This is a genomic window from Streptomyces sp. NBC_00210 (genome assembly GCF_045160975.1).
GTDB lineage: Bacteria > Actinomycetota > Actinomycetes > Streptomycetales > Streptomycetaceae > Streptomyces.
Genome location: NZ_CP108120.1, coordinates 3398601 through 3416888, shown reverse-complemented (window position 1 = coordinate 3416888; position 18288 = coordinate 3398601). Strand labels below are relative to the sequence as shown.

The window sequence follows — 18288 nt, the reverse complement described above, 5'->3', positions numbered from 1 at the left end:
GTACCAAATCCACGTCGTATACGTGCAGTTCAGGGCCGGGAGGCCGAACCTCTTTCACGGTACGTCGCGCCGCGTCAGGGTGTGAGCAGTTCGTCACAGAGCGCACTGGAAGGTGTAACCCCCATGCACGACCACCCGGACGTCCAGGACTGCGCCGAGGAGCTGCGGGCCGCCCTCGCCGCCCACGGCATCACGCTGCCGTCCCTCGGCGTCGACCTGCCGACCTTCGCCGCCCGCAATCCGACCCAGCCCCTCATCGCGCTGGGCAACTGCAACCTGCCCACCGCACGCGCCCTGGCCGCCGCCCTGCGCAAGGGAGTTGCGTGATGCGGCCACCGCTCACCCTGGAACTGCTCGCCACCCCGAAGGACGTGCCCGAGGTCCGCCGCGCCCTGCGTGCGTACATGGGCGTGCCCTGCGCCGACCTCCAGCTGTGCGCCAGCGAGCTGATCACGAACGGCGTACGCCATATCGGGGAGGGCGTTCCCCTGACCGTTCGTGTGGTCTGCGGGCAGGGCCGTACGCGACTGGAGGTCACCGACCCCGATCCCCGGACCCTGCCCGTTCTGTGCAAGGCCGCAGACGATGACGAGACCGGCCGCGGCCTCGCCCTGCTCGACGCCGTGACCCTGCGGTGGGGCGTGGAACAGGGGCCCGGCAGCAAGACCGTGTGGTGCGAACTGCCGGGCATTCATGCCGGTTCGCGAGGAATGGTCGTCGGCGTGATCGGAGGCTGATCGCTGCTGTACAGTCCGCGCGCCCCGCCGTGACGTAAGGAAGAGATCCATGCGAAGTCGTTTCAGGTGCGCTGCACTGGTTCTGCCGCTCGCCTTCTCGTTGGCCGCCTGCGGCGCGGCGGAGGAGGACGGGCCGGTGGAGTCGGCCGGGGCCGAGAGCCCTGAGGCGACGCAGTCCTCCGAGCAGGCCGAGGCGACGCCCGCGGCACCCGAGTCCCCGGAGGACTTCCTCGACCTCGCCGAGAAGGCGATGGCGGAGGAAGGCGCCTGGACCTTCTCCGTGCAGGGACAGGAAGGGCTGACGCTCCAGGGCCACAAGAGCGCCGCGACCTACCGGGCCACGGTCCGGCGCGGCATGGAGCCGGAGGCGCTGCACTCGCAGGGCGTCAGTACCAGCAGCAAGGGGACCACGAAGCACGAGGAGATCTACGTCGTCGACGGCACGGCACATCTCAAGGAGGGCAGTGCGCCGTGGAAGGCCGCGCCCACCTCCGACCCCGAGATGCAGAACAAGGTCGAGGACGCTGTCGCGGCCATCGAGGAGTTCCGGGAGTACGCGCAGGCCGCCGGTGACGAGATGACGCTGACCAAGAGGGACGGCACGATCGAGCTCCGTGTCGGCAGCGACAAGCAGAAGCTGACCGCCGTCCGGGACCGGGCCTGGGTGAAAAAGGCGCAGCGGGAGTTCGACCCCACCGCCGAGCAGCTCCGGGACGCCGGAATCCCGGTGAACGACGCTCAGTTGACGCTGTCCGGGCTGAAGGAGGTGCTGGTTCTGGACAGCAAGACGTACCGGATCAAGAGCCACCGGTTCGAGTTCGGCTTCCTCGTCCCGTACGCCGGTGGCCGGGACATCGCGTACGAGCAGGACGTACGGCAGGAGAACCAGGGCACGTTCGACGGGAAGATCGAGCTCCCCGCGGGCGTGCGGTGACCTCCGCCGCGCAGGAGGTACCGGGCCCGTGAGCTTCCACATGCACCTACGTGCCATTCGGGAAACCGAAATTCAGGACGACTACTCCTGGCTGGAGGAGTTCATGGAGGCGGCCTGGTCCGACCGGTGGGAGGCTGAGCTGGACGCAGGCATCGCCCACGCCATCGAAAAGGACTTCGGCCCTGTCCACGAGCTCCACACCGCAGCCGCGACACTCGTGGACGACGACCCTGGATCGCGGAAGTGTGAATTGCCGGTCTACGGGGGCCGCCCCGTCTATCACCCCTCCCACGATCAACCACCCTTTGTCCTACTGACTGCGGCAGAGGTCCGGGAGGCCGCGGACTTCCTGACGACCGCATCGTTCGATGCGCTGTGGGCGGCCGCGGGTGCCAAGATCGCGGCGCCGTACCGCGGTTGGGACGCAACAGAGGTGAAAGACCTCTTCCTCGGACATCACGAAAGCCTGAACTCCTTCTACAGGCGGGCTGCTTCAACCGGCCATGCCGTCATCAAAGCCTTCTGGTACTGAGGCATCCATTGGAACCTATGTGAGGCCGGCCAGCGGAGGGGTACGGAGCCATGCTGCTCATACACTTCAACCATGACTCCATGCGGGAGCCTTCGGAGCGGCAGGTCGCGGACCTGGGTTCCGTCATTGAGTGGAAGCTGCGCTACATTTATTTCGAGGCGGATGTGACCATCGCCGCGGGCGGTTTCATCGTGGAGAAATTTCAGGTCCCGGTTCTCGATTTCATGTACTGCCTCCTGCTGTCGGCGCGCGCAATTCGCGAAGGCGAAAACGGGTGCGTCAGCTTTACGGAGTCCGACGTGGTGATCGACTTCGTCCGCGACGGATCGGACCTGAAGATCCTGCGCTCCTGGGACCCGGCACCGGGGCACTGTGGAACTGATGAATTCATTGCGACTGTTAGCCAGTTCACCGCGGACGGCCTGGAATTCATCACCGGTAAATACCCGGCCTTCCGCAAGAACCCGACCTTCCAGAAGCTGACTCTCTTCAGGTCCGAGTTGGCCTGAGCGACCACGACCGGCCTCGGTCGTTCGTGATTACTGAGGTTGAACTCGTGCTGTCGGCGGCCGTCCGCCCCGGCACTGAGGTTCGGTAGGATCCGCGGGTCTTCGTACGGGGAGGGATCATGGCCGAGGGCCGCAGCGCGGAAGGCGCCAACAACAGCGCGGAAACCTCTGACCTTGTCGTGGACGAGCAGACCGCGGTCCAGCTGGTGTACCGGCCCCAGTCTGCCGACACACTGGTCGGCCTGCGGGTCCGCGAGCGGATCAAGCGGACCGGGCTACTGCTGCGGGGCGTGTTCCTCGCACTGTGGGTAGGGCACTGGCTGGTCTCCGCCGTGGGCCGCGGGAGTACCGACGTGGTCTCGACCGTTCTGTTCTTGTTCGTCGTCCTGGTGGTGTGGGGTTACCCGCGGCTACAGGCCGCCCACGTGCAGCGGATCATCGGATGGCAGGGCGAGTACCGCGCCACCGTGTCTGCGGCCGGGATCACCTGCCGCAGCGACCACAGCACGTTGGTCCAGAAGTGGTCCGTCTTCCAGGGCTACCGGGAGACGGCCGGCCACTTCGTCCTGCTCAGCCGGGACCCCAACATCATGTACCTCGATGTCCTGCCCAAGCGGGGTGTGCATGAGGCCGGGGGCCTCGACCGGCTGAGGGCCATCCTGGACCAGCACACCGCTCGCGTGTGACACCCTCAGCCCAGGTCCGACGCCACCCCTGCACGGATCGGACACTGACTCGCAAGTCTTTGGCGATCACCGCGTTCGACTCACCCCGGCCGAACCGCTCGGCCGCCTCCAGCCGTAACCGCTCCCGGAACTCCTGACGTTCGGCGGTCAGCCCGCCGCCTTGTAGATACCGCACACCGCGGTGATATCGCACGGATCGAGGACGTCAGCCCATACGACACCCCGAGTTCAACCTCAGTAGCCGTCAGCTTTGGTGTGCCTCACCCTCACTGCTTGGGGATTCGTCCGAAAGGTCCGTCGACTCGCGTTTCGGCGTCGTCTTGGTATAAAACGAGCCAACTTCACCGTGTCGACCTCGACCGGTCGCGTTTCCCCATCAACCGAAGGGTTACTTCGTGCTGCCCTCGTCCCGTAACTTCTCCGCCGCACTGGCTGCCACCGGCGCGATACTCCTGGCGTCGGCGTGCGGGCACCAGGGCCAGGAAGCCCCGGCCGCGGACGCCGCCGCCGCCACAGCCGAGAGCATGACGTCGGACGCGCCCAACTCGTCCGCCTCTCCGAGCAGTTCCGCCTCCGCCTCGACATCTGCTTCCCCCTCCGCCTCCGCCTCCACTTCCGCGAAGCCGTCCGACAGTGCGAAGCCGTCCCCCAGCGGCTCCGGCACCGCTGCGACCGGCGGTACGGGCAAGACCCAGGCAACCCCGCAGCCCGCGGTGCCGAACTTCCCCGTGCCGGTCTCCGTGGGCAACGCCACCCAGGTCATCACCGTGAAGGCGAGCGGCTCGTACGCCAAGGTGACGGCCTGGTCCAAGGGGGCGTCCGGCTGGAAGTCCGTCTTCTCCGACAGCGGCAGGGTCGGGTCGAACGGCATCGTCGACGGGTCCACCCGCCGACAGGGCACCTACACCACGCCGGCGGGCACCTACACCATCACCGAGGGCTTCGGCGTCGAGTCCAGCGGCACGAGCATGCCGTACACGCGGGTCAACTCCAGCCACTGGTGGGTGGAGGACCCCGAGTCGAAGTTCTACAACCAGATGCACACCGCGGCCGGGGCCGACTTCCCGCTCACCGAGTCCGGCGACCGGGGCAGTGAGCACCTCATCAACTACCCGACCCAGTACGCCAAGGCTCTGGTCATCAACTTCAACCGCTGGCCGGCCACACCGGGTCGCGGAGCCGGGATCTTCCTGCACGTCAACGGCAAGGGGGCGACCGCGGGTTGCGTGTCGGTGCCGCGCGCCACGATGGACCGGATCATGGGCTGGATCAAGCCCGGCGCGCACCCGCGCATCGCCATCGGCTGACCCGTCGGCCGAAAGAGCCTGAATTTGTCGCGCTGTTCATCCCGCTCCTTTTCGCTGATCGGTTGCTCTGCGGAAGGGAGCCGGGGTGAGGCGTTCCGTCGTGGCTACTCAACCGGCTACTCAACGTCGTCCAACGGCTCGAAGCCGATGTGTTCCAGCGGGTCCTTCACCCGGCCCAGACTCGGCAGGCCCTCCGTGCCGAAACGACCGCGCAGCCACTCCAGCAGAGTGTCGGTGAGCGTGCCGGTCAGCGGCGGGCCCTGTTCGGCATGGCGCGGGTAGACGATCAGCGGCCAGTCGTCCGGCGTGGACCCCTTGGTGAGCCAGCCCAGTTGGTCGCCGTCGATCGAGGAGGCGAAGGGCAGCAGTCCGCCCGGCTCGGGCCAGACCGCCAGCGGCCGGAACTGCGGGTGACTCGCCCGCAGGCTGCGGTAGCCGTCGCAGACCCTCGTGGCCTCCTCTACGAGTCCGGACCTGCCGGTTTCCAGCGGGGCATCGAAGTTGAGCCACTGCGTCCAGCAGCCGCCTCCGTACGTCTCCATCAGGGTCACGTACTCCGTCGGCAGACGGGTCCCGAGGCGCTCGTACAGCCACTCCCACGTGCCGTCTCCCAGATACGGCTGCCGCGGCGGCGGTACGAGTGCGGTCAGTGCCGCCAGGCCGGTGCCCTCGGTGAGCGCGGCGCGCTGCTGCGGGCTCGGTGCCGGGCGCGGGACCGGCGGGGTCCATGGGCCGGGGTCGACCTCGGTCAGGAACGCGGTGCGGCTCGCTGTCGGCCGGAGGCCCTCGCCGAGGAGCGTGGTCAGGGTGGGCAGCAGTGGAGTGCTGTAGCGGTGCCAGGGGTCCGCGCCGGCGCGAGCCCCGTCCTTGTGGAAGGTGACGACCGGCCACTCGTCGGGATCGTCGGACGCCGTGGTGTCCCAGTAGAGAAGGTCGCACATCCGGGTCTCGCCCCACGGGAGCAGCCCGTCGGGCGCCTCCCGCCGTGCGCCCTCCAGCCAGCTGCCGTACTCGAACCAGCCCTGCCTGGCGCACGGTATGTGGAGCCAGACGAACTCCCCGATGTCCAGCGGCCCGTACGCGGATGCGATCGCTTTGTAGTCGGCGGGCAGCCGGAGTCCGAGCCAGGACTCGACCGTGTCCCAGTCGACGGGGACGGGAGCGGGGGCAGCGTCTACCGGGGGCGGGCCGAACAGTTCCGCGAAGGCGGTGACGTAGGAGGCTGGTGTCACGGGGGCGCATTCTGGCACGTCGCCTGAAGCGAGTGGTGGTCCAAGACGCCTGAGCCGCGCCGGTGGTTGTACGAATGGCTCGAACTCATGTGTGAGAACGAACACTTCCGTACTCCGTGATGATCTCCGCGCATCTTTCGCTTGGTCATACATGGATACGGACTTTGGAGTTCTGCCCAGCGCTGCCGACATGCGCGCGTACGTCGCCGGGGTCGTCGACCGGCTGACGGAGCGCAACCGGCTGCCGTTCGACTACTCCGTCGCCAGCCTGCGCCTCGTCGACTTCATGGTGGACGGGGTACGGCGCGGCCGTCCGGAGGTCGCGCAGGTCGCTGGGCTGCTCCAGGGGCTCGGGGCGTACACGGGAGAGGTGATAGTCCGGCGGGCCGGGGCTCAGTGGGCGGACTTCGGTCCGCAGCAGCGGGAGCTGTTCGGCCAGCCGGTGGGCGTCCGGATGCCCGATGGACGCGTGTGGAATCCGCTCGGCAAGGTCCTCAACCGCTTCGAGCTGGGCGGCCCGGAAGAGTCGGTGCAGCGCCTCTATCTGCTGCTGCACGGGCGGGCGCGCAGGACCGCCGACCCGAGGGCCGCCTGCGGGCGGTGACGTTTCTCCGCCTCCGTACGCAGAGATGAAGGGGCATGTGCCAAAGGGCACTGGCACGGAGAGGGAAGTGTGGGGGCGTACGACGCGGACCTGGGGGCTGCCGTCGAGCGGGCGCAGCAGGGTGACGAGGGAGCGTTCGCGACCGCGTACCGGCTGGTGCAGCCGGGGCTGATCGGTTACGTCCGAGGGCTCGTCGGCGACGATGCCGAAGACGTGGCGGCCGAGGCGTGGCTGGAGATCGCCCGCGATCTGGGCCGGTTCCGTGGCGACGGGGCCGGGTTCCGGGGCTGGACGGCGACGATTGCCCGGCACCGCGCTCTGGATCATCTCCGTAAGCAGAAGCGGCGTCCGCGTACCTCGTTACTGGAACAGGACGTGCTCGAACTTCCGGGCGGGCAGGACACGGCCGCCGCGGCGATCGAGGCGCTTTCCACCGGGCGGGCTCTCGCGCTCATCGGCAGTCTGCCGCGCGAGCAGGCGGAAGCCGTACTGCTGCGTACGGTCGTCGGACTCGACGGGCCGACAGCCGCACGGGTACTGGGCAAGCGCCCCGGAGCCGTACGCACGGCGGCGCACCGGGGACTGAAAGGACTGGCGGAGCGACTGGCCAGGTCCGGGGCCGGCAGTGGCCAGTCCGTGGTGCAGCGCACGCTGAAGGATGGGACATGAAACCGGAACGGGAAGCCCCCCGTACGCCCGAGCTGGAGGCGCTGCTGGACGCGGCGCGGCGCCCCGGCGTGCTCGATCCGGCTGCCGAGGAGCGGGCGCTGCTGGCCTTCCGCGCGGTGCGCGACAAGGGCGTGCGCCCGTCGCCGGTGCGGTGGCGGCGCGGCAGGGACGACTGGCGGCCGGCCGGTGAGCGGCACCGGGGGCGGGCGCTGAAGGCGCTGGTGGCGGGTGTTGCCGCGGCGGCGCTGGGCGGGGTGGCGGTCGCGGCCGGGAAGGGTGCGATCCCGTTGCCGTTCGGGGGCGGCGCGGAGCCGAAGCCGGGACGGAGCGCGCCCACGGAACCGGGCGTCGAAGAGAGCGTCGAAGAGGACAGTGCCGGTGGCCGGGAAGGAGCACCGGCGGGCCCGGTGTGGCCCACCCCGTCCGCGCCCGACGCTCCACCCGGGCGTCCGGCCAGTGCGCGGGACACAGTCGCGCACTGTCGCGTGTACCTGGCGGCGGTGGAGCGGCGGGGTACGCCGCCCCGGGGCGCGGCCATGAACGAACTGGAGACGGCCGCCGGCGGCCCGGAGGCCGTACGGGCCTACTGCGAGCCACTGTTGGCGGATGAGATGCACGACACCCGCCCGAATCCGGCGGACGCAGGCCCTGCGGAGGTCAAGCCCGGGGAGAAGCCGGGGAAGCAGGATAACGATTCGGCAGCCGACCTCGATGGCGGAGCCGGGGAAACACCGGCGGCCCAGCCCCGCTGAGCGGCGGTCCTGGACATGGAAGGACGACCGGGGCCGCCACCCCCCACAGGAGAGGCCCCGGTCGTCGTTCGCCGGGGCCGCAGAGCGGCCCCGTACTTCTCTCAGCGCCTGGGGTGCCTTTTCTGTCACACCGCGCTGCGTCAGTGTGTTGTTGCCGGTTGTACAAAATGTGGACGCGGCCCCGCTGAAGCACGTAGCGTGCTGATTCGCGCAGGGTGGCGCAGTGGTGACCAGCTGCTATTTGGGACAGGTTGAGGGAGTGCTGGGGGACGACGCGGAGCTGACCGCCGCGGTGCTCGCGGCACAGGACGGGGACGAGAGTGCCTTCCGTACTGTGTACCGCGCCGTGCACCCGCGGCTGCTCGGCTATGTACGCACTCTGGTGGGCGAGCCGGACGCCGAGGATGTCGCGTCCGAGGCCTGGCTGCAGATAGCCCGTGACCTCGACCGGTTCAGTGGCGACGCGGACCGCTTCCGCGGCTGGGCCGCACGGATCGCCCGCAATCGCGCCCTCGACCACATCCGCATGCGGGGCCGCCGCCCCGCCGTCGGCGGCGACGAGACCGAGCTCACCGGCAAGCCCGGCGAGTCGGACACCGCGGTCGAGGCCATGGAGGCCCTCGCCACCGGCAACACCATGGCGCTCATCGCCCAGCTGCCGCAGGACCAGGCCGAGGCCGTCGTGCTGCGCGTCGTGGTCGGCCTCGACGCGAAGAGCGCGGCCAAGACTCTGGGCAAGCGGCCCGGCGCGGTACGGACGGCCGCGCACCGCGGACTGAAGCGGCTGGCCGAGCTGCTGGGCGCGGACGGCGCGGACGGCGCGTTTGGAGCAGACGGTGCGGATGGTGCCGATGGGGCGTACGGCTCCGACCCGGACAACACAGGCGCGGGTCCTGCCGAGCGCGGCGTGGATCTGAATGGCGTACCGCCGCAGCGTGGCCCCCGGCCTGGCGCGACGGCTCCCGCTGGTGTGACGCATTCACGCCTGCGGACGCAGAAGGACATGTGATGGCCGACGAGCGGTACGAGTGGCTTGACAAGGAAGCGGCGGAGCGGCTGCTGCGCGGTGAACCGGTCGAGGCCGCCGACGAGCACGCCCGCGCCCAGGCCGCACGACTTTCCCGTGCCCTGTACGACACCAGCAGGGGTGGCACTCAGGCATACGCCGACGAGGGCGAAATGCCCGGTGAGGCGGCCGCGTTGGCCGCTTTCCGCAAGGCCAGGGCGGATGCCGCGGCACCCGCCGGTGACACCCTTGGCACGGTACGGCTGGCTCGTCCCACGCGTCCTGCGTTCGGTATGCGCCTGGGCCGTCCGGTGCGCTTCGGGCTGGTCGCGGCGGTGGCAGGATGCGCGCTCGGCGGTGTCGCCGTGGCGGCGGGCACGGGCCTGCTCCCCAGTCCTTTCGACGGTCCTCTACCCGCGTCGACCGTCTCTGCCGCCGCGACCCCGCAGCCGCTGGCGTCCGACTCGTCCACCGGCGGAGCCCTCGTGCCGCCGCAGACTCCGGGTTCGCCCAGCACGTCTCAGTCGCCGTCGGCGAGCACCGGCGGCAGCCGGAGCCCGGACCCGACGAGCGGTCCCGAGGGCGGCGACTTCGGCAAGCAGGGCGACACGGACAAGAAGTCACGCGAACGGAAGGCCGAGCTGCGCCGCAAGACGATGGAGGCCTGCCGCGACTACCGCAGCGGCCGCATCAGCCCGGAGCGCAAGCGGAAGCTGGAGGCGCTGGCCAAGGGGCCCGGCCGGGTCGAGCAGTTCTGTGACCGGCTGCTCGGCGGCGAGTCCGAGGGCGGCAAGGACGGCAACGACAGCGGCGGCAGCGGCAGTGGTGACGGCGGCGACGGCGACAGCGGTGACGGGGACGGTGGTGCCGGGAGGCTCCCCGGCAGCGTCGGCACCGCGGGCGGCGCTTCCCTGCCGCCCGTCTCCTGGTCGCAGCTGCCCGCGGAGCCCGCGCCGCTGCCGTCCGAAAGTACTCCCCGGCCCTCGCCGAGCCCTTCGCTGGCCGCGCTCTGACCTGTGGTTTCCCGACCGTGACGAATTCCGGTCGGCCAGGTGTGACGTTTTTTGGCCCTCCGGCGCAGTAAAGAGTGAGCCGACTGGTCATCGGCTGCGCCCGTAGCCGGGGTTCCCCCCGTACCTACGGCCTGGGCGCAAATGGCGCGGGCGGGACACGTTCCCCCGGTCCCGCCCGCGCCGCTCTCTCCCACTCACCGTGTGTCCGGGTCACTCACCAGTAGATGACGACCTTGTCGCCGGTGCGGACCTGCCCGAAGAGCGAGGCGATCTTCCCCTTGTCCCGGACGTTGACACAGCCGTGGGACGCGCCGTTGTAGCCGCGGGCCGCGAAGTCCGAGGAGTAGTGCACCGCCTGGCCGCCGCTGAAGAACATCGCGTACGGCATGGACGTGTGGTAGATCGTCGAGACATGGTCCTTGGACTTGCTGAACACGCTGAAGGTGCCCTCACGGGTGGGCGTGTACTGCGAGCCGAAGCGCACGTCCATCGTCGACTGCACATGGCCGTCGATCACCCAGGAGAGCGTGCGGGTGGTCTTGCTGATGCACAGCACCCGGCCGGTCTTGCAGCGCGGGTCCAGCTTCGCCGACGGCTTGTTGACGGTCTTGCCGTCCAGCTCGTCGCGCGTCGGCTTTTTCGTCATCGCGAGCAGCTTCTGCCAGGTAACCGTGTCCGTGTCGCCTGTAGTGGGCAGACCGCGCTTGCCCTGGAAGCCCTTGACCGAGGCGACCGTCACCGGTCCGTAGGTGCCCGTCGGCCTGTCGTCGAACCAGCCGATCTGGGCCAGCCTGGCCTGAAGTTCGCGCACCTTCTCGCCCTTTGAGCCGCCGGCCAACAGCACCTCGGGCTTCGCGGTCTCGCTCGCCTGCTCGCTCGGCCTGCCCGTCGGGGAGGCGTCGTCGGACGCCGACGGCGTCTGTGTGGTGTCCGGCGCGGCCGCCGAGCTGCCGGGCTTGGCGTCGGCCGCCGGGCGGCCGGTCGCGGCCTGGGCCGTACAGCCGGTGGCCACGGCCACCATGGCGGCCGCGGCCATTGCTCTACGTATGACGTTTTTCCGAAGCATTTCGCCCCCCTGTATCCCTTGTGCCTCAAGAGACAGATTCCCGCTCTGCCCGGTTGCACAATCCCGCGCATGATGGGGAACACACCCGCGCATGATGGGGAAGGAGGCTGTGAGGAACGTCCCAGCGCGTGGCCCTCCATCCGCCGCAGAGCCGCCGCTACAGTCCGTCGCGAGGGTCAGTTACCAACGAGTAGCTTCACGAGTGGTTCAGCGGAGGCACAGACATGGCGCGCGAGTCCGAGTCGGGACTGCCCATCGAACCGGTCTACGGACCCGACGCACTGGATGGGTGGGACCCGGCCGAGAAGCTGGGCGAGCCCGGCACGTACCCCTTCACCCGCGGCGTCTACCCGAGCATGTACACGGGCCGTCCCTGGACCATGCGCCAGTACGCGGGCTTCGGCACCGCCGTCGAGTCCAACGCCCGCTACAAGGACCTCATTGCGCACGGCACCATGGGCCTGTCCGTCGCCTTCGACCTGCCGACCCAGATGGGCCACGATTCGGACGCGCCCATCGCGCACGGCGAGGTCGGCAAGGTCGGCGTCGCCATCGACTCGCTCGACGACATGCGGGTGCTGTTCGACGGGATCCCGCTGGACAAGGTCTCCACGTCGATGACCATCAACGCCCCGGCCGCGCTGCTGCTGCTGCTCTACCAGCTCGTCGGCGAGGAGCAGGGCGTCCCGGCCGACAGGCTCACCGGCACCATCCAGAACGATGTGCTCAAGGAGTACATCGCCCGCGGCACCTACATCTTCCCGCCCAAGCCCTCGCTGCGGCTGATCGCCGACATCTTCAAGTACTGCAGGGCAGAGATCCCGAAGTGGAACACCATCTCGATCTCCGGCTACCACATGGCGGAGGCGGGGGCATCGCCCGCGCAGGAGATCGCCTTCACACTCGCGGACGGGATCGAGTACGTCCGCACCGCCGTTGCCGCCGGCATGGACGTCGACGACTTCGCGCCGCGGCTCTCCTTCTTCTTCGTCGCCCGTACGACGATCCTGGAGGAGGTCGCCAAGTTCCGCGCCGCGCGCCGGATCTGGGCGCGGGTGATGAAGGAGGAGTTCGGCGCCAGGAACCCCAAGTCGCTCATGCTGCGCTTCCACACCCAGACCGCGGGTGTGCAACTGACCGCGCAGCAGCCCGAGGTGAATCTGGTGCGCGTCGCGGTGCAGGGCCTCGCGGCGGTCCTCGGCGGCACCCAGTCGCTGCACACCAACTCCTTCGACGAGGCGATCGCGCTCCCGACGGACAAGTCGGCCCGGCTCGCCCTGCGGACCCAGCAGGTCCTCGCGTACGAGACCGATGTCACCGCCACCGTCGACCCCTTCGCGGGCAGTTACGTCGTGGAGAAGATGACGGACGACGTGGAGGCGGCGGCGCTGGCGCTGATGCAGCGGGTCGAGGACCAGGGCGGCGCGGTCAGCGCGATCGAGCACGGCTTCCAGAAGAACGAGATCGAGCGCAGCGCGTACCGGATCGCGCAGCAGACGGACGCGGGCGAGCGGGTCGTCGTCGGCGTCAACCGCTTCACGCTGGAGGCGGAGGAGCCGTACGAGCCGCTGCGGGTCGACCCGGCGATCGAGGCGCAGCAGGCGGAGCGGCTGGCGAAGCTGCGGGCCGAGCGCGACCAGGGAGCCGTTGACGCGGCGCTGGCGGCGCTGCAGAAGGCCGCGGAGGGCACGGACAACGTCCTCTATCCGATGAAGGACGCACTGAGGGCGCGGGCCACCGTGGGCGAGGTGTGCAATGCGCTGCGCGCGGTGTGGGGCACATACGTCCCGACCGACGCCTTCTGAGGTGCATACCGCGAACGAGTGATCCCGGGCGGAGTGCCTGCCCCGCGGGATACGCTCGTGGACAGTGGGCTCCGAAATGGAGGGTGCCGTGGCCGTGATGATGCACGAGACATCGCTTGCTGATGCTGCCGACCGTCTCTGGGACGAGCTGCCCGGGCACCGGGTGGAGATCCTCAACGGAAGCATTGTTGTGACACCGCCGCCTGACGGGCCGCACCAGGAGACGCTGTCGTGGCTCATCGTGAAGTGCCACGAGGCAGGGGCCCAGGAGGCAGGGCTCAAGGATCTGCAAGGTATCGGCCTGTGGCTGCCGACAGGGCCAGACGACTACGCGGTGCCGGACCTGTCGCTTGTCGACGCCGATTTCAAAGACGCTCTCGTCGAGAAGAACTGCTACGCACCGCACGTCTTTCGCCTGGTCCTTGAGGTCACGTCGACCAACTGGTCGAACGACATGGTCATCAAGGTCGAAACCTACGCCAGAGCCGGCATCCCCGTGTACGTCGTCGTGGACCGTAAGCACGGCAGCGTCCTGGTGCACGCCGACCCCGAGGGCGACGAGTACCGGACGTGCTCGAAGTACAAGCGCGGCATGTCCGTCACCGTCCCGCCCTCAGTGGGCATCGCCCTGGAGCTGTCCGCAGACCGGCTGCTCGACGGCGACGATTAGCTCGTGACTCTCGCGAGGTAGTCGCTCAGGCCCGTCGCGTCCTCGCCCGCCCAGCCGACATACCCGTCGGGCTTGACGAGGAAGAGCCCCTTGCCGTACGGCTCGTACGCGTCGATGCGGTGTACGTGCACCAACTCGCCCTCCAGCAGGGGCAGTTCGGCGTCCGTACCCACCGCGAGCAGGGTGAAGTGCGGGCCGCGGAAGAGGTCGAAGAGCCGGCGAGTGCCGGGCAGTGGGCCGTCGGGGGCGCGGTCGCCCGCCTGCAGGGCACCCGCGGAGCCGAAGGAGAGCGGACCGCCGCGGTAGCCGAGGCCCAGTTGCATGGTGGCCGCGCCGCGCTGCTCCTGGCCGCGGTGGATACGGGTCGACAGGCCGAGCATCTGAGCGGCGACGGGCAGCCGCTCTTCCTCGTACGTGTCGAGCAGCGAGGCGGGCGCGCCGTGGCGCAGCACCTGGCCGAGCTTCCAGCCGAGGTTGTAGGCGTCCTGGACGCTGGTGTTGAGGCCCTGCCCGCCCGCGGGGGAGTGGACATGGGCCGCGTCGCCCGCGAGGAAGACGCGTCCTTCGCGGAAGCGGTCGGCCAAGGCGGCGCGGGGCCTGAAGTCGGAGGCCCACAGCACCTCGGTGACGTCGTTGGCGGCGAGGTGGGTGCGGGCGGCGATCAGCTCCCGTACGCCCTCGGGTGAGATGTCGGGCTCGCCCTGGCCGAACTGGCCGACGACCTGGAAGTCGTCGGTGCCGGGCAGCGGGCAGACGGCGAGATAGCCGGTGCTGCCGCCGCCGGGGAAGATGTGCCAGTTGAGCCGGTCGAGCGCGGGGATTCGGACATCGGCCACCAGCATCAGGGCCGGGTCGACGCTGTCTCCGGTCATCGCGATGCCGAGGGCCGGGCGGACGCTGCTGCGGCCGCCGTCGGCCGCGACCGCGTACGCGGCGCGGACCGTACCGTTCGACAGCTCGGCGGTCACCGCGTCGGCGTCCTGGGTGATCCCGGTCAGGGCCGTGCCGAAGGCGACGCTCCCGCCGAGCTCCGTCAGGCGCTGGTGCAGGATCTGCTGGGTGCGCCACTGGGGGAGCAGCCAGGGCTCTGAGTAGGGCTCGGTTTCCGTCGGTCCTGGGCGTTCGAACATGTCGTGCTCGCCCTGCCGGACGCCGTTCTCCCAGACCATGCCGACCGGGGCCGTGCCGCCGGCGGCGAGCACCGCGTCCAGCACGCCGAGGTCGTTGAGGACCTCCATGGTGCGCGGCTGGATGCCCTTGCCGCGGGAGCCGGGGAAGAGGGTGTCCGACTGCTCGACGACGAGGGTGCGCACGGCGCGGCGGGCGAGATCGCAGGCGAGGGTGAGACCGGTGGGTCCGGCGCCGACGACCAGAACCTCGGTTTCCTTAACGTTGTTAAGTTCCATGCCTCAGAGGGTGCGCTTAACGCTGTTAAGTTGTCAAGGAGGTACGGGTAGGTTGGCCCCGTGGCTACGGAACGACTCGACCGGACCCGGGTGGCGCGCACCGCCCTGCGCCTGCTCAACGAGGTGGGCCTCGAAGGGCTGACGTTGCGCGCCATCGCCAAGGAACTCGACGTCAAGGCGCCGGCGCTGTACTGGCACTTCAAGGACAAGCAGGCGCTGCTCGACGAGATGGCCACGGAGATGGTGCGGCGGATGACGGCGGACATGACGCCGTCGGGGCCGCCGGCGGACTGGGCCGAGGTGCTGACAGTGGCGATGCGCGGGCTGCGGGGGCATCTGCTGCGCTACCGGGACGGCGCGAAGGTCTACAGCGGCACGCACTACACCGACACGAGCTACGCCGCCGCGATGGAGGCGCATCTGCGGCTGCTCACCGAGGCGGGCTTCACGGCGGCCGGGGCGGCGCGCGCGTGGTTCACGGCGTACAACTACACGATCGGCTACGTGATCGAGGAGCAGGCGATGGGGCCGGACCCGGCGACGGGTGAGGGGTTCGACCTGGCGGCCCGCGCGGCGCGACTGGCGGCGTATCCGCTGGTCGCGGCGGCAGGGGCGGAGCTCTTTGCGCGGCAGGAGGAGGGGTTCGAGGCGGGGTTGGCGGCGGTGGTGGCGGGGGTGGGTGTGGTGCTGCGGGGCGCGTGAGTTTTCCCGGGGCCCCGCCCCCCGGACCCGCGCCCTACGCCCCGCGGGCGTGGGGGACCCCCAGAACGCGACCGTCGGCCGGGCAAATCAAGCCCCGTGGGGTCCCCCCGGACGCAGTCTGGGGGAGATTGAGGCGCGGGGGTACGGGGGCGGAACCCCCGAAAACCCCTTCAGCCCCGGACCAGCCGCGCAACGCGGCGCGCCTGGCGGACCACGCGTCGCGCCGTCGCGTTCCGCGGGACCGGGATGCCGCCCGGCAGCCCCAGCACCGTCAGGCGGCGGCGCTTGAAGTAGCGCCAGGTGCGGGCGTTCAGATGGGTGCCGAGGTAGCTCTCCGCCGCCGGTCGCAGATCCGGCCTGATCTGGGGCTGCATCGCGAAGCCGACCGCGCTGACCAGGCCCCTCAGCGTCTCGTCCGCCTCGCCGGGCGCCCCCGACTCCCCCTCCGCCAGGTCCGGCAGCAGCGCGTCGACGATCGTCAGCGGGATCCGGTTGCTGTTCTGGTACGGCGTCAGCCGGTCGAGCAGCGGCTCGGTGCCGATCCGGGCGACCGGGATGCCGTAGAACGTGCTCGCCGTGCACAGCGCGGTCGAGAAACAGCCCGCCACCAGGGCGGGCCGCAGCCGGCGGTAGACCACTTCGGCGATCAATGGGCGGTCCAGGACCGTCAGTTCCGCCTCGAGCGCCGCCGCCTCGCGCTCCAGGGTGCGCGTCCAGGACGCCGGAGCCGTCGGGTGCGGTTTGAATACAATCCGGCGGTGGCCGAGCGCGACCGCGCCGCGCACCATCCGGACGTGCAGGGCCTCTTCCTCCTCGGGCGTGATGATGCCCAGCGCCGCGAGGTACTGGCCGAGCAGCAGGGCCGTGCCCTCCGCCGCGCCCCCTTCCGCGCCGCCCTCTTCCCCGGCCTCCACCTCGGGCGCAGGATCCGTCACCGCGTCGGAGAGTTCGGCGATGACCTTGACGAACGCCTCCGTCGGTACGACCCGCGGCTCCGCCCCGAACTCCGCGAGCAGCAGCGGCTTCAGCCCCGGCACCAGATCCAGGTGGAAGAGCCTGCGCACCCGCTCGCCGACCAGCGGGTCGATCTTGTTGCGGGTGGGGCCGTAGCTCATGAGACCGTCCGCGTACACATCCAGTGCCGCGTCCGGGAAGAGCTGCGCGATCGAGAGCGCCGGAGTGACCTGGATGGACTCGACGGCCAGCTCGATCCGGTCGTCGCCCAGGTCCCACAGCATCCGCAGATACCGCTCCCAGAGCGGGATGTCGTCCGGGCGCGGGGACCAGCCGCCCGGATGGAAGGGTGCGATGGTCTCGTTCCAGGAGAGCACCCCGTCGAAGCGGCCGCGCAGCCGCTCGAAGCCCGGCATACGGTCCAGCGAGGGTGAAGTCTCGGGCGTGGTGGAGTTGTTGGCGACCAGGAGCAGCCGTCGGTCGGCGGTGGCGAACGCGCCGCTGTCGATCGCCGCGGCCAGGGTGGCGGCCCCGTACAGCGAGGACGCGTAGAAGATCTGGGTCGTGCGCATCAGGCCGCGGCCTCCGCGGAGAGTGGGGCGGGCCGGCGGCGCAGCCTGCGCAGTTTCGACGCGCGTTCGATGTCCATCGAGTCGAGCGCGTCCTTGAGAATGTCCTGCGGCATCCGCTTCAGCGCCGCCGCGCTCATCGCACGCAATTTCCGGGCCACTGCGGGTTCGAACCTCTCTACTGATCCCAAGTGGTGGGAAATAACAGCACAGTACGTCCGTACGGCTTTTGGCAGCAGCCGATCGGAATCCGGATCCTTTGCCGTTTCTTCGAGCACCTGGTCGAATGCGCGGATGAAATCCAGCTGCCGAATGTCACCGATTTGTGTCAGGGATGATGCGATCCCGCGTCGGTAGAAGATCCCCAACTGGCTGATGGCGGCGAAAGACTCCGCCTCGCGGTGCAGCCGCCAGATCCACGGCCGGTCCTCGGCGGTGCGCAGCCCGTCCGTGAAGTGCAGCAGCCCGCGCTCCGCGAGCCGCCGGTGGTACATCCCCGCCCAGGCCATCGGGTAGTCGACGCTCGTCGAGCGGTCGGCGGGCAGGATCGCGTCGCGCGGCCGCAGCACCTCGCCGCGCCGGCCGACCGGGACGCGGTGGACCGTACGGGCCCTGGCCGTGCACTGCACATGGTCGGTACGGACGAAGTCGCAGCCCAGGTCCTCGATGGCGGCGAGCAGCCGTTCGTAGTGGCCGGCCGCCAGCCAGTCGTCGCCGTCCAGGAAGGTGAGGTACTCCCCGCTCGCGGCGTCCAGACCGGTGTTCCGCGCGGTGGCGAGCCCGCCGTTCCGTTCATGTCTGATCAGCCGAGCTCCCGGAACCTCACGCTCCGCGCGCTCCAGGATCTCCGGTGTCCCGTCCGTCGAGCAGTCGTCGACGAGCAGGAATTCGAAGTCCTCGCGGGCGTTCGCCTGGAGACTTCTGAGGGTGTCGGGGGCGTATGTCTGCACGTTGTAGAACGGCACGATGACGGAGAGCTTAACCACCCGCGTGAGGTTAGGGCGGCGCCCGGCATTCGTCTTGACCCTGGGAGAGATGGCGGGTGAACAGAAAGCGACGGACTTGTTAATCGGCTTGATTCGTGTCCCTTTTCGCCAATCGTAGACACGCTGTTAACCAGCTGTTGTGGTCGAGT

Annotated in this window: 22 protein-coding genes; 15 read left to right on the top strand and 7 right to left on the bottom strand. The window is 69.7% G+C overall.

Features of this window, described 5'->3' with window-relative positions; all coding sequences use genetic code 11:
- Positions 1-123 precede the first annotated feature (123 nt).
- The 6 genes from OG729_RS15400 (at position 124) to OG729_RS15375 (ending at position 3398) form a co-directional block, all read left to right on the top strand.
- A complete protein-coding gene (locus OG729_RS15400; RefSeq protein WP_405806574.1) occupies positions 124-327 on the top strand; it encodes a hypothetical protein in 204 nt (67 codons plus the stop codon).
- Positions 327-737: an ATP-binding protein gene (locus OG729_RS15395; protein WP_405806572.1), complete on the top strand. Its 411-nt coding sequence runs from the start codon at positions 327-329 to the stop codon at positions 735-737. Before OG729_RS15400 ends, OG729_RS15395 begins: the two co-directional genes overlap by 1 nt.
- Positions 738-786: 49 nt before the next feature.
- Positions 787-1671 carry a hypothetical protein gene (locus tag OG729_RS15390; RefSeq protein ID WP_405806570.1) on the top strand — a complete coding sequence of 295 codons (885 nt, stop codon included), beginning with the start codon at positions 787-789 and terminating at the stop codon, positions 1669-1671.
- Between the two features lie 28 nt (positions 1672-1699).
- On the top strand, positions 1700-2203 hold the full coding sequence (locus tag OG729_RS15385; protein WP_405806568.1) for a DUF1877 family protein: 504 nt from the start codon (positions 1700-1702) through the stop codon (positions 2201-2203).
- A 50-nt stretch (positions 2204-2253) separates the two neighbouring features.
- On the top strand, positions 2254-2712 hold the full coding sequence (locus OG729_RS15380) for a hypothetical protein (RefSeq protein WP_405806566.1): 459 nt from the start codon (positions 2254-2256) through the stop codon (positions 2710-2712).
- Between the two features lie 119 nt (positions 2713-2831).
- A complete protein-coding gene (locus OG729_RS15375; protein WP_405806565.1) occupies positions 2832-3398 on the top strand; it encodes a YcxB family protein in 567 nt (188 codons plus the stop codon).
- Here the strand turns inward: OG729_RS15375 and OG729_RS15370 are convergent.
- Together OG729_RS15370 and OG729_RS15365 are read right to left on the bottom strand one after the other, a co-directional pair.
- The gene (locus OG729_RS15370) at positions 3301-3573 is read right to left on the bottom strand and encodes a helix-turn-helix domain-containing protein (protein ID WP_405806563.1); all 273 of its coding nucleotides are present in this window, start codon (positions 3571-3573) and stop codon (positions 3301-3303) included. The two genes, OG729_RS15375 and OG729_RS15370, sit on opposite strands and share 98 nt — an antisense overlap.
- A gap of 213 nt (positions 3574-3786) precedes the next feature.
- Positions 3787-4152 (bottom strand): hypothetical protein, encoded by a 366-nt coding sequence (locus OG729_RS15365; protein WP_405806562.1) that lies wholly within the window; start codon positions 4150-4152, stop codon positions 3787-3789.
- Here OG729_RS15365 and OG729_RS15360 point away from each other — a divergent pair.
- A complete protein-coding gene (locus OG729_RS15360) occupies positions 4127-4705 on the top strand; it encodes a L,D-transpeptidase family protein (protein ID WP_360871625.1) in 579 nt (192 codons plus the stop codon). The two genes, OG729_RS15365 and OG729_RS15360, sit on opposite strands and share 26 nt — an antisense overlap.
- Positions 4706-4821: 116 nt before the next feature.
- Here the strand turns inward: OG729_RS15360 and OG729_RS15355 are convergent, their stop codons facing one another.
- A complete protein-coding gene (locus OG729_RS15355; RefSeq protein ID WP_405806561.1) occupies positions 4822-5937 on the bottom strand; it encodes a hypothetical protein in 1116 nt (371 codons plus the stop codon).
- A 151-nt stretch (positions 5938-6088) separates the two neighbouring features.
- Here OG729_RS15355 and OG729_RS15350 point away from each other — a divergent pair, with 151 nt between their 5' ends.
- The 5 genes from OG729_RS15350 (at position 6089) to OG729_RS15330 (ending at position 9981) form a co-directional block, all read left to right on the top strand.
- Complete coding sequence (locus tag OG729_RS15350; protein WP_405806559.1) at positions 6089-6541, top strand: hypothetical protein; 453 nt, start codon at positions 6089-6091, stop codon at positions 6539-6541.
- A 69-nt stretch (positions 6542-6610) separates the two neighbouring features.
- Entirely contained in the window at positions 6611-7210 is a 600-nt protein-coding gene (locus tag OG729_RS15345; protein ID WP_405806557.1) for an RNA polymerase sigma factor, read from the top strand.
- Positions 7207-7962 carry a hypothetical protein gene (locus OG729_RS15340; protein ID WP_405806555.1) on the top strand — a complete coding sequence of 252 codons (756 nt, stop codon included), beginning with the start codon at positions 7207-7209 and terminating at the stop codon, positions 7960-7962. Before OG729_RS15345 ends, OG729_RS15340 begins: the two co-directional genes overlap by 4 nt.
- A gap of 259 nt (positions 7963-8221) precedes the next feature.
- Positions 8222-8971: an RNA polymerase sigma factor gene (locus tag OG729_RS15335; protein ID WP_405811147.1), complete on the top strand. Its 750-nt coding sequence runs from the start codon at positions 8222-8224 to the stop codon at positions 8969-8971.
- Positions 8971-9981 (top strand): hypothetical protein, encoded by a 1011-nt coding sequence (locus tag OG729_RS15330; protein ID WP_405806553.1) that lies wholly within the window; start codon positions 8971-8973, stop codon positions 9979-9981. Before OG729_RS15335 ends, OG729_RS15330 begins: the two co-directional genes overlap by 1 nt.
- A 214-nt stretch (positions 9982-10195) precedes the next feature.
- On the opposite strand, the gene OG729_RS15325 is transcribed toward OG729_RS15330, so the two are convergent.
- Complete coding sequence (locus OG729_RS15325; RefSeq protein ID WP_405806551.1) at positions 10196-11017, bottom strand: peptidoglycan-binding protein; 822 nt, start codon at positions 11015-11017, stop codon at positions 10196-10198.
- A 254-nt stretch (positions 11018-11271) separates the two neighbouring features.
- Here OG729_RS15325 and OG729_RS15320 point away from each other — a divergent pair, with 254 nt between their 5' ends.
- On the top strand, positions 11272-12852 hold the full coding sequence (locus tag OG729_RS15320) for a methylmalonyl-CoA mutase family protein (protein ID WP_360871605.1): 1581 nt from the start codon (positions 11272-11274) through the stop codon (positions 12850-12852).
- Positions 12853-12949: 97 nt separating this feature from the next.
- On the top strand, positions 12950-13522 hold the full coding sequence (locus OG729_RS15315) for a Uma2 family endonuclease (RefSeq protein WP_405811145.1): 573 nt from the start codon (positions 12950-12952) through the stop codon (positions 13520-13522).
- Here OG729_RS15315 and OG729_RS15310 read toward each other — a convergent pair.
- Complete coding sequence (locus tag OG729_RS15310; RefSeq protein WP_405806549.1) at positions 13519-14928, bottom strand: FAD-dependent monooxygenase; 1410 nt, start codon at positions 14926-14928, stop codon at positions 13519-13521. The genes OG729_RS15315 and OG729_RS15310 overlap by 4 nt on opposite strands.
- A gap of 60 nt (positions 14929-14988) precedes the next feature.
- Here OG729_RS15310 and OG729_RS15305 point away from each other — a divergent pair, with 60 nt between their 5' ends.
- Complete coding sequence (locus tag OG729_RS15305; protein ID WP_360871599.1) at positions 14989-15630, top strand: TetR/AcrR family transcriptional regulator C-terminal domain-containing protein; 642 nt, start codon at positions 14989-14991, stop codon at positions 15628-15630.
- Positions 15631-15800: 170 nt separating this feature from the next.
- Here OG729_RS15305 and OG729_RS15300 read toward each other — a convergent pair whose 3' ends face one another.
- Positions 15801-17156: a polysialyltransferase family glycosyltransferase gene (locus tag OG729_RS15300; RefSeq protein ID WP_405806547.1), complete on the bottom strand. Its 1356-nt coding sequence runs from the start codon at positions 17154-17156 to the stop codon at positions 15801-15803.
- A complete protein-coding gene (locus OG729_RS15295; protein ID WP_405806546.1) occupies positions 17156-18139 on the bottom strand; it encodes a glycosyltransferase family 2 protein in 984 nt (327 codons plus the stop codon). The genes OG729_RS15300 and OG729_RS15295 overlap by 1 nt, the downstream gene beginning before the upstream one ends.
- Between the last annotated feature and the right edge of the window lie 149 nt (positions 18140-18288).

Coding starts and splice junctions, on each gene's coding strand:
- OG729_RS15400 (WP_405806574.1), top strand. CDS start 124: ATGCACGACCACCCGGACGTCCAGGACTGCGCCGAGGAGCTGCGGGCC.
- OG729_RS15395 (WP_405806572.1), top strand. CDS start 327: ATGCGGCCACCGCTCACCCTGGAACTGCTCGCCACCCCGAAGGACGTG.
- OG729_RS15390 (WP_405806570.1), top strand. CDS start 787: ATGCGAAGTCGTTTCAGGTGCGCTGCACTGGTTCTGCCGCTCGCCTTC.
- OG729_RS15380 (WP_405806566.1), top strand. CDS start 2,254: ATGCTGCTCATACACTTCAACCATGACTCCATGCGGGAGCCTTCGGAG.
- OG729_RS15375 (WP_405806565.1), top strand. CDS start 2,832: ATGGCCGAGGGCCGCAGCGCGGAAGGCGCCAACAACAGCGCGGAAACC.
- OG729_RS15350 (WP_405806559.1), top strand. CDS start 6,089: ATGGATACGGACTTTGGAGTTCTGCCCAGCGCTGCCGACATGCGCGCG.
- OG729_RS15340 (WP_405806555.1), top strand. CDS start 7,207: ATGAAACCGGAACGGGAAGCCCCCCGTACGCCCGAGCTGGAGGCGCTG.
- OG729_RS15330 (WP_405806553.1), top strand. CDS start 8,971: ATGGCCGACGAGCGGTACGAGTGGCTTGACAAGGAAGCGGCGGAGCGG.
- OG729_RS15325 (WP_405806551.1), bottom strand. CDS start 11,017: ATGGCCGCGGCCGCCATGGTGGCCGTGGCCACCGGCTGTACGGCCCAG.
- OG729_RS15320 (WP_360871605.1), top strand. CDS start 11,272: ATGGCGCGCGAGTCCGAGTCGGGACTGCCCATCGAACCGGTCTACGGA.
- OG729_RS15315 (WP_405811145.1), top strand. CDS start 12,950: ATGATGCACGAGACATCGCTTGCTGATGCTGCCGACCGTCTCTGGGAC.
- OG729_RS15310 (WP_405806549.1), bottom strand. CDS start 14,928: ATGGAACTTAACAACGTTAAGGAAACCGAGGTTCTGGTCGTCGGCGCC.
- OG729_RS15300 (WP_405806547.1), bottom strand. CDS start 17,156: ATGCGCACGACCCAGATCTTCTACGCGTCCTCGCTGTACGGGGCCGCC.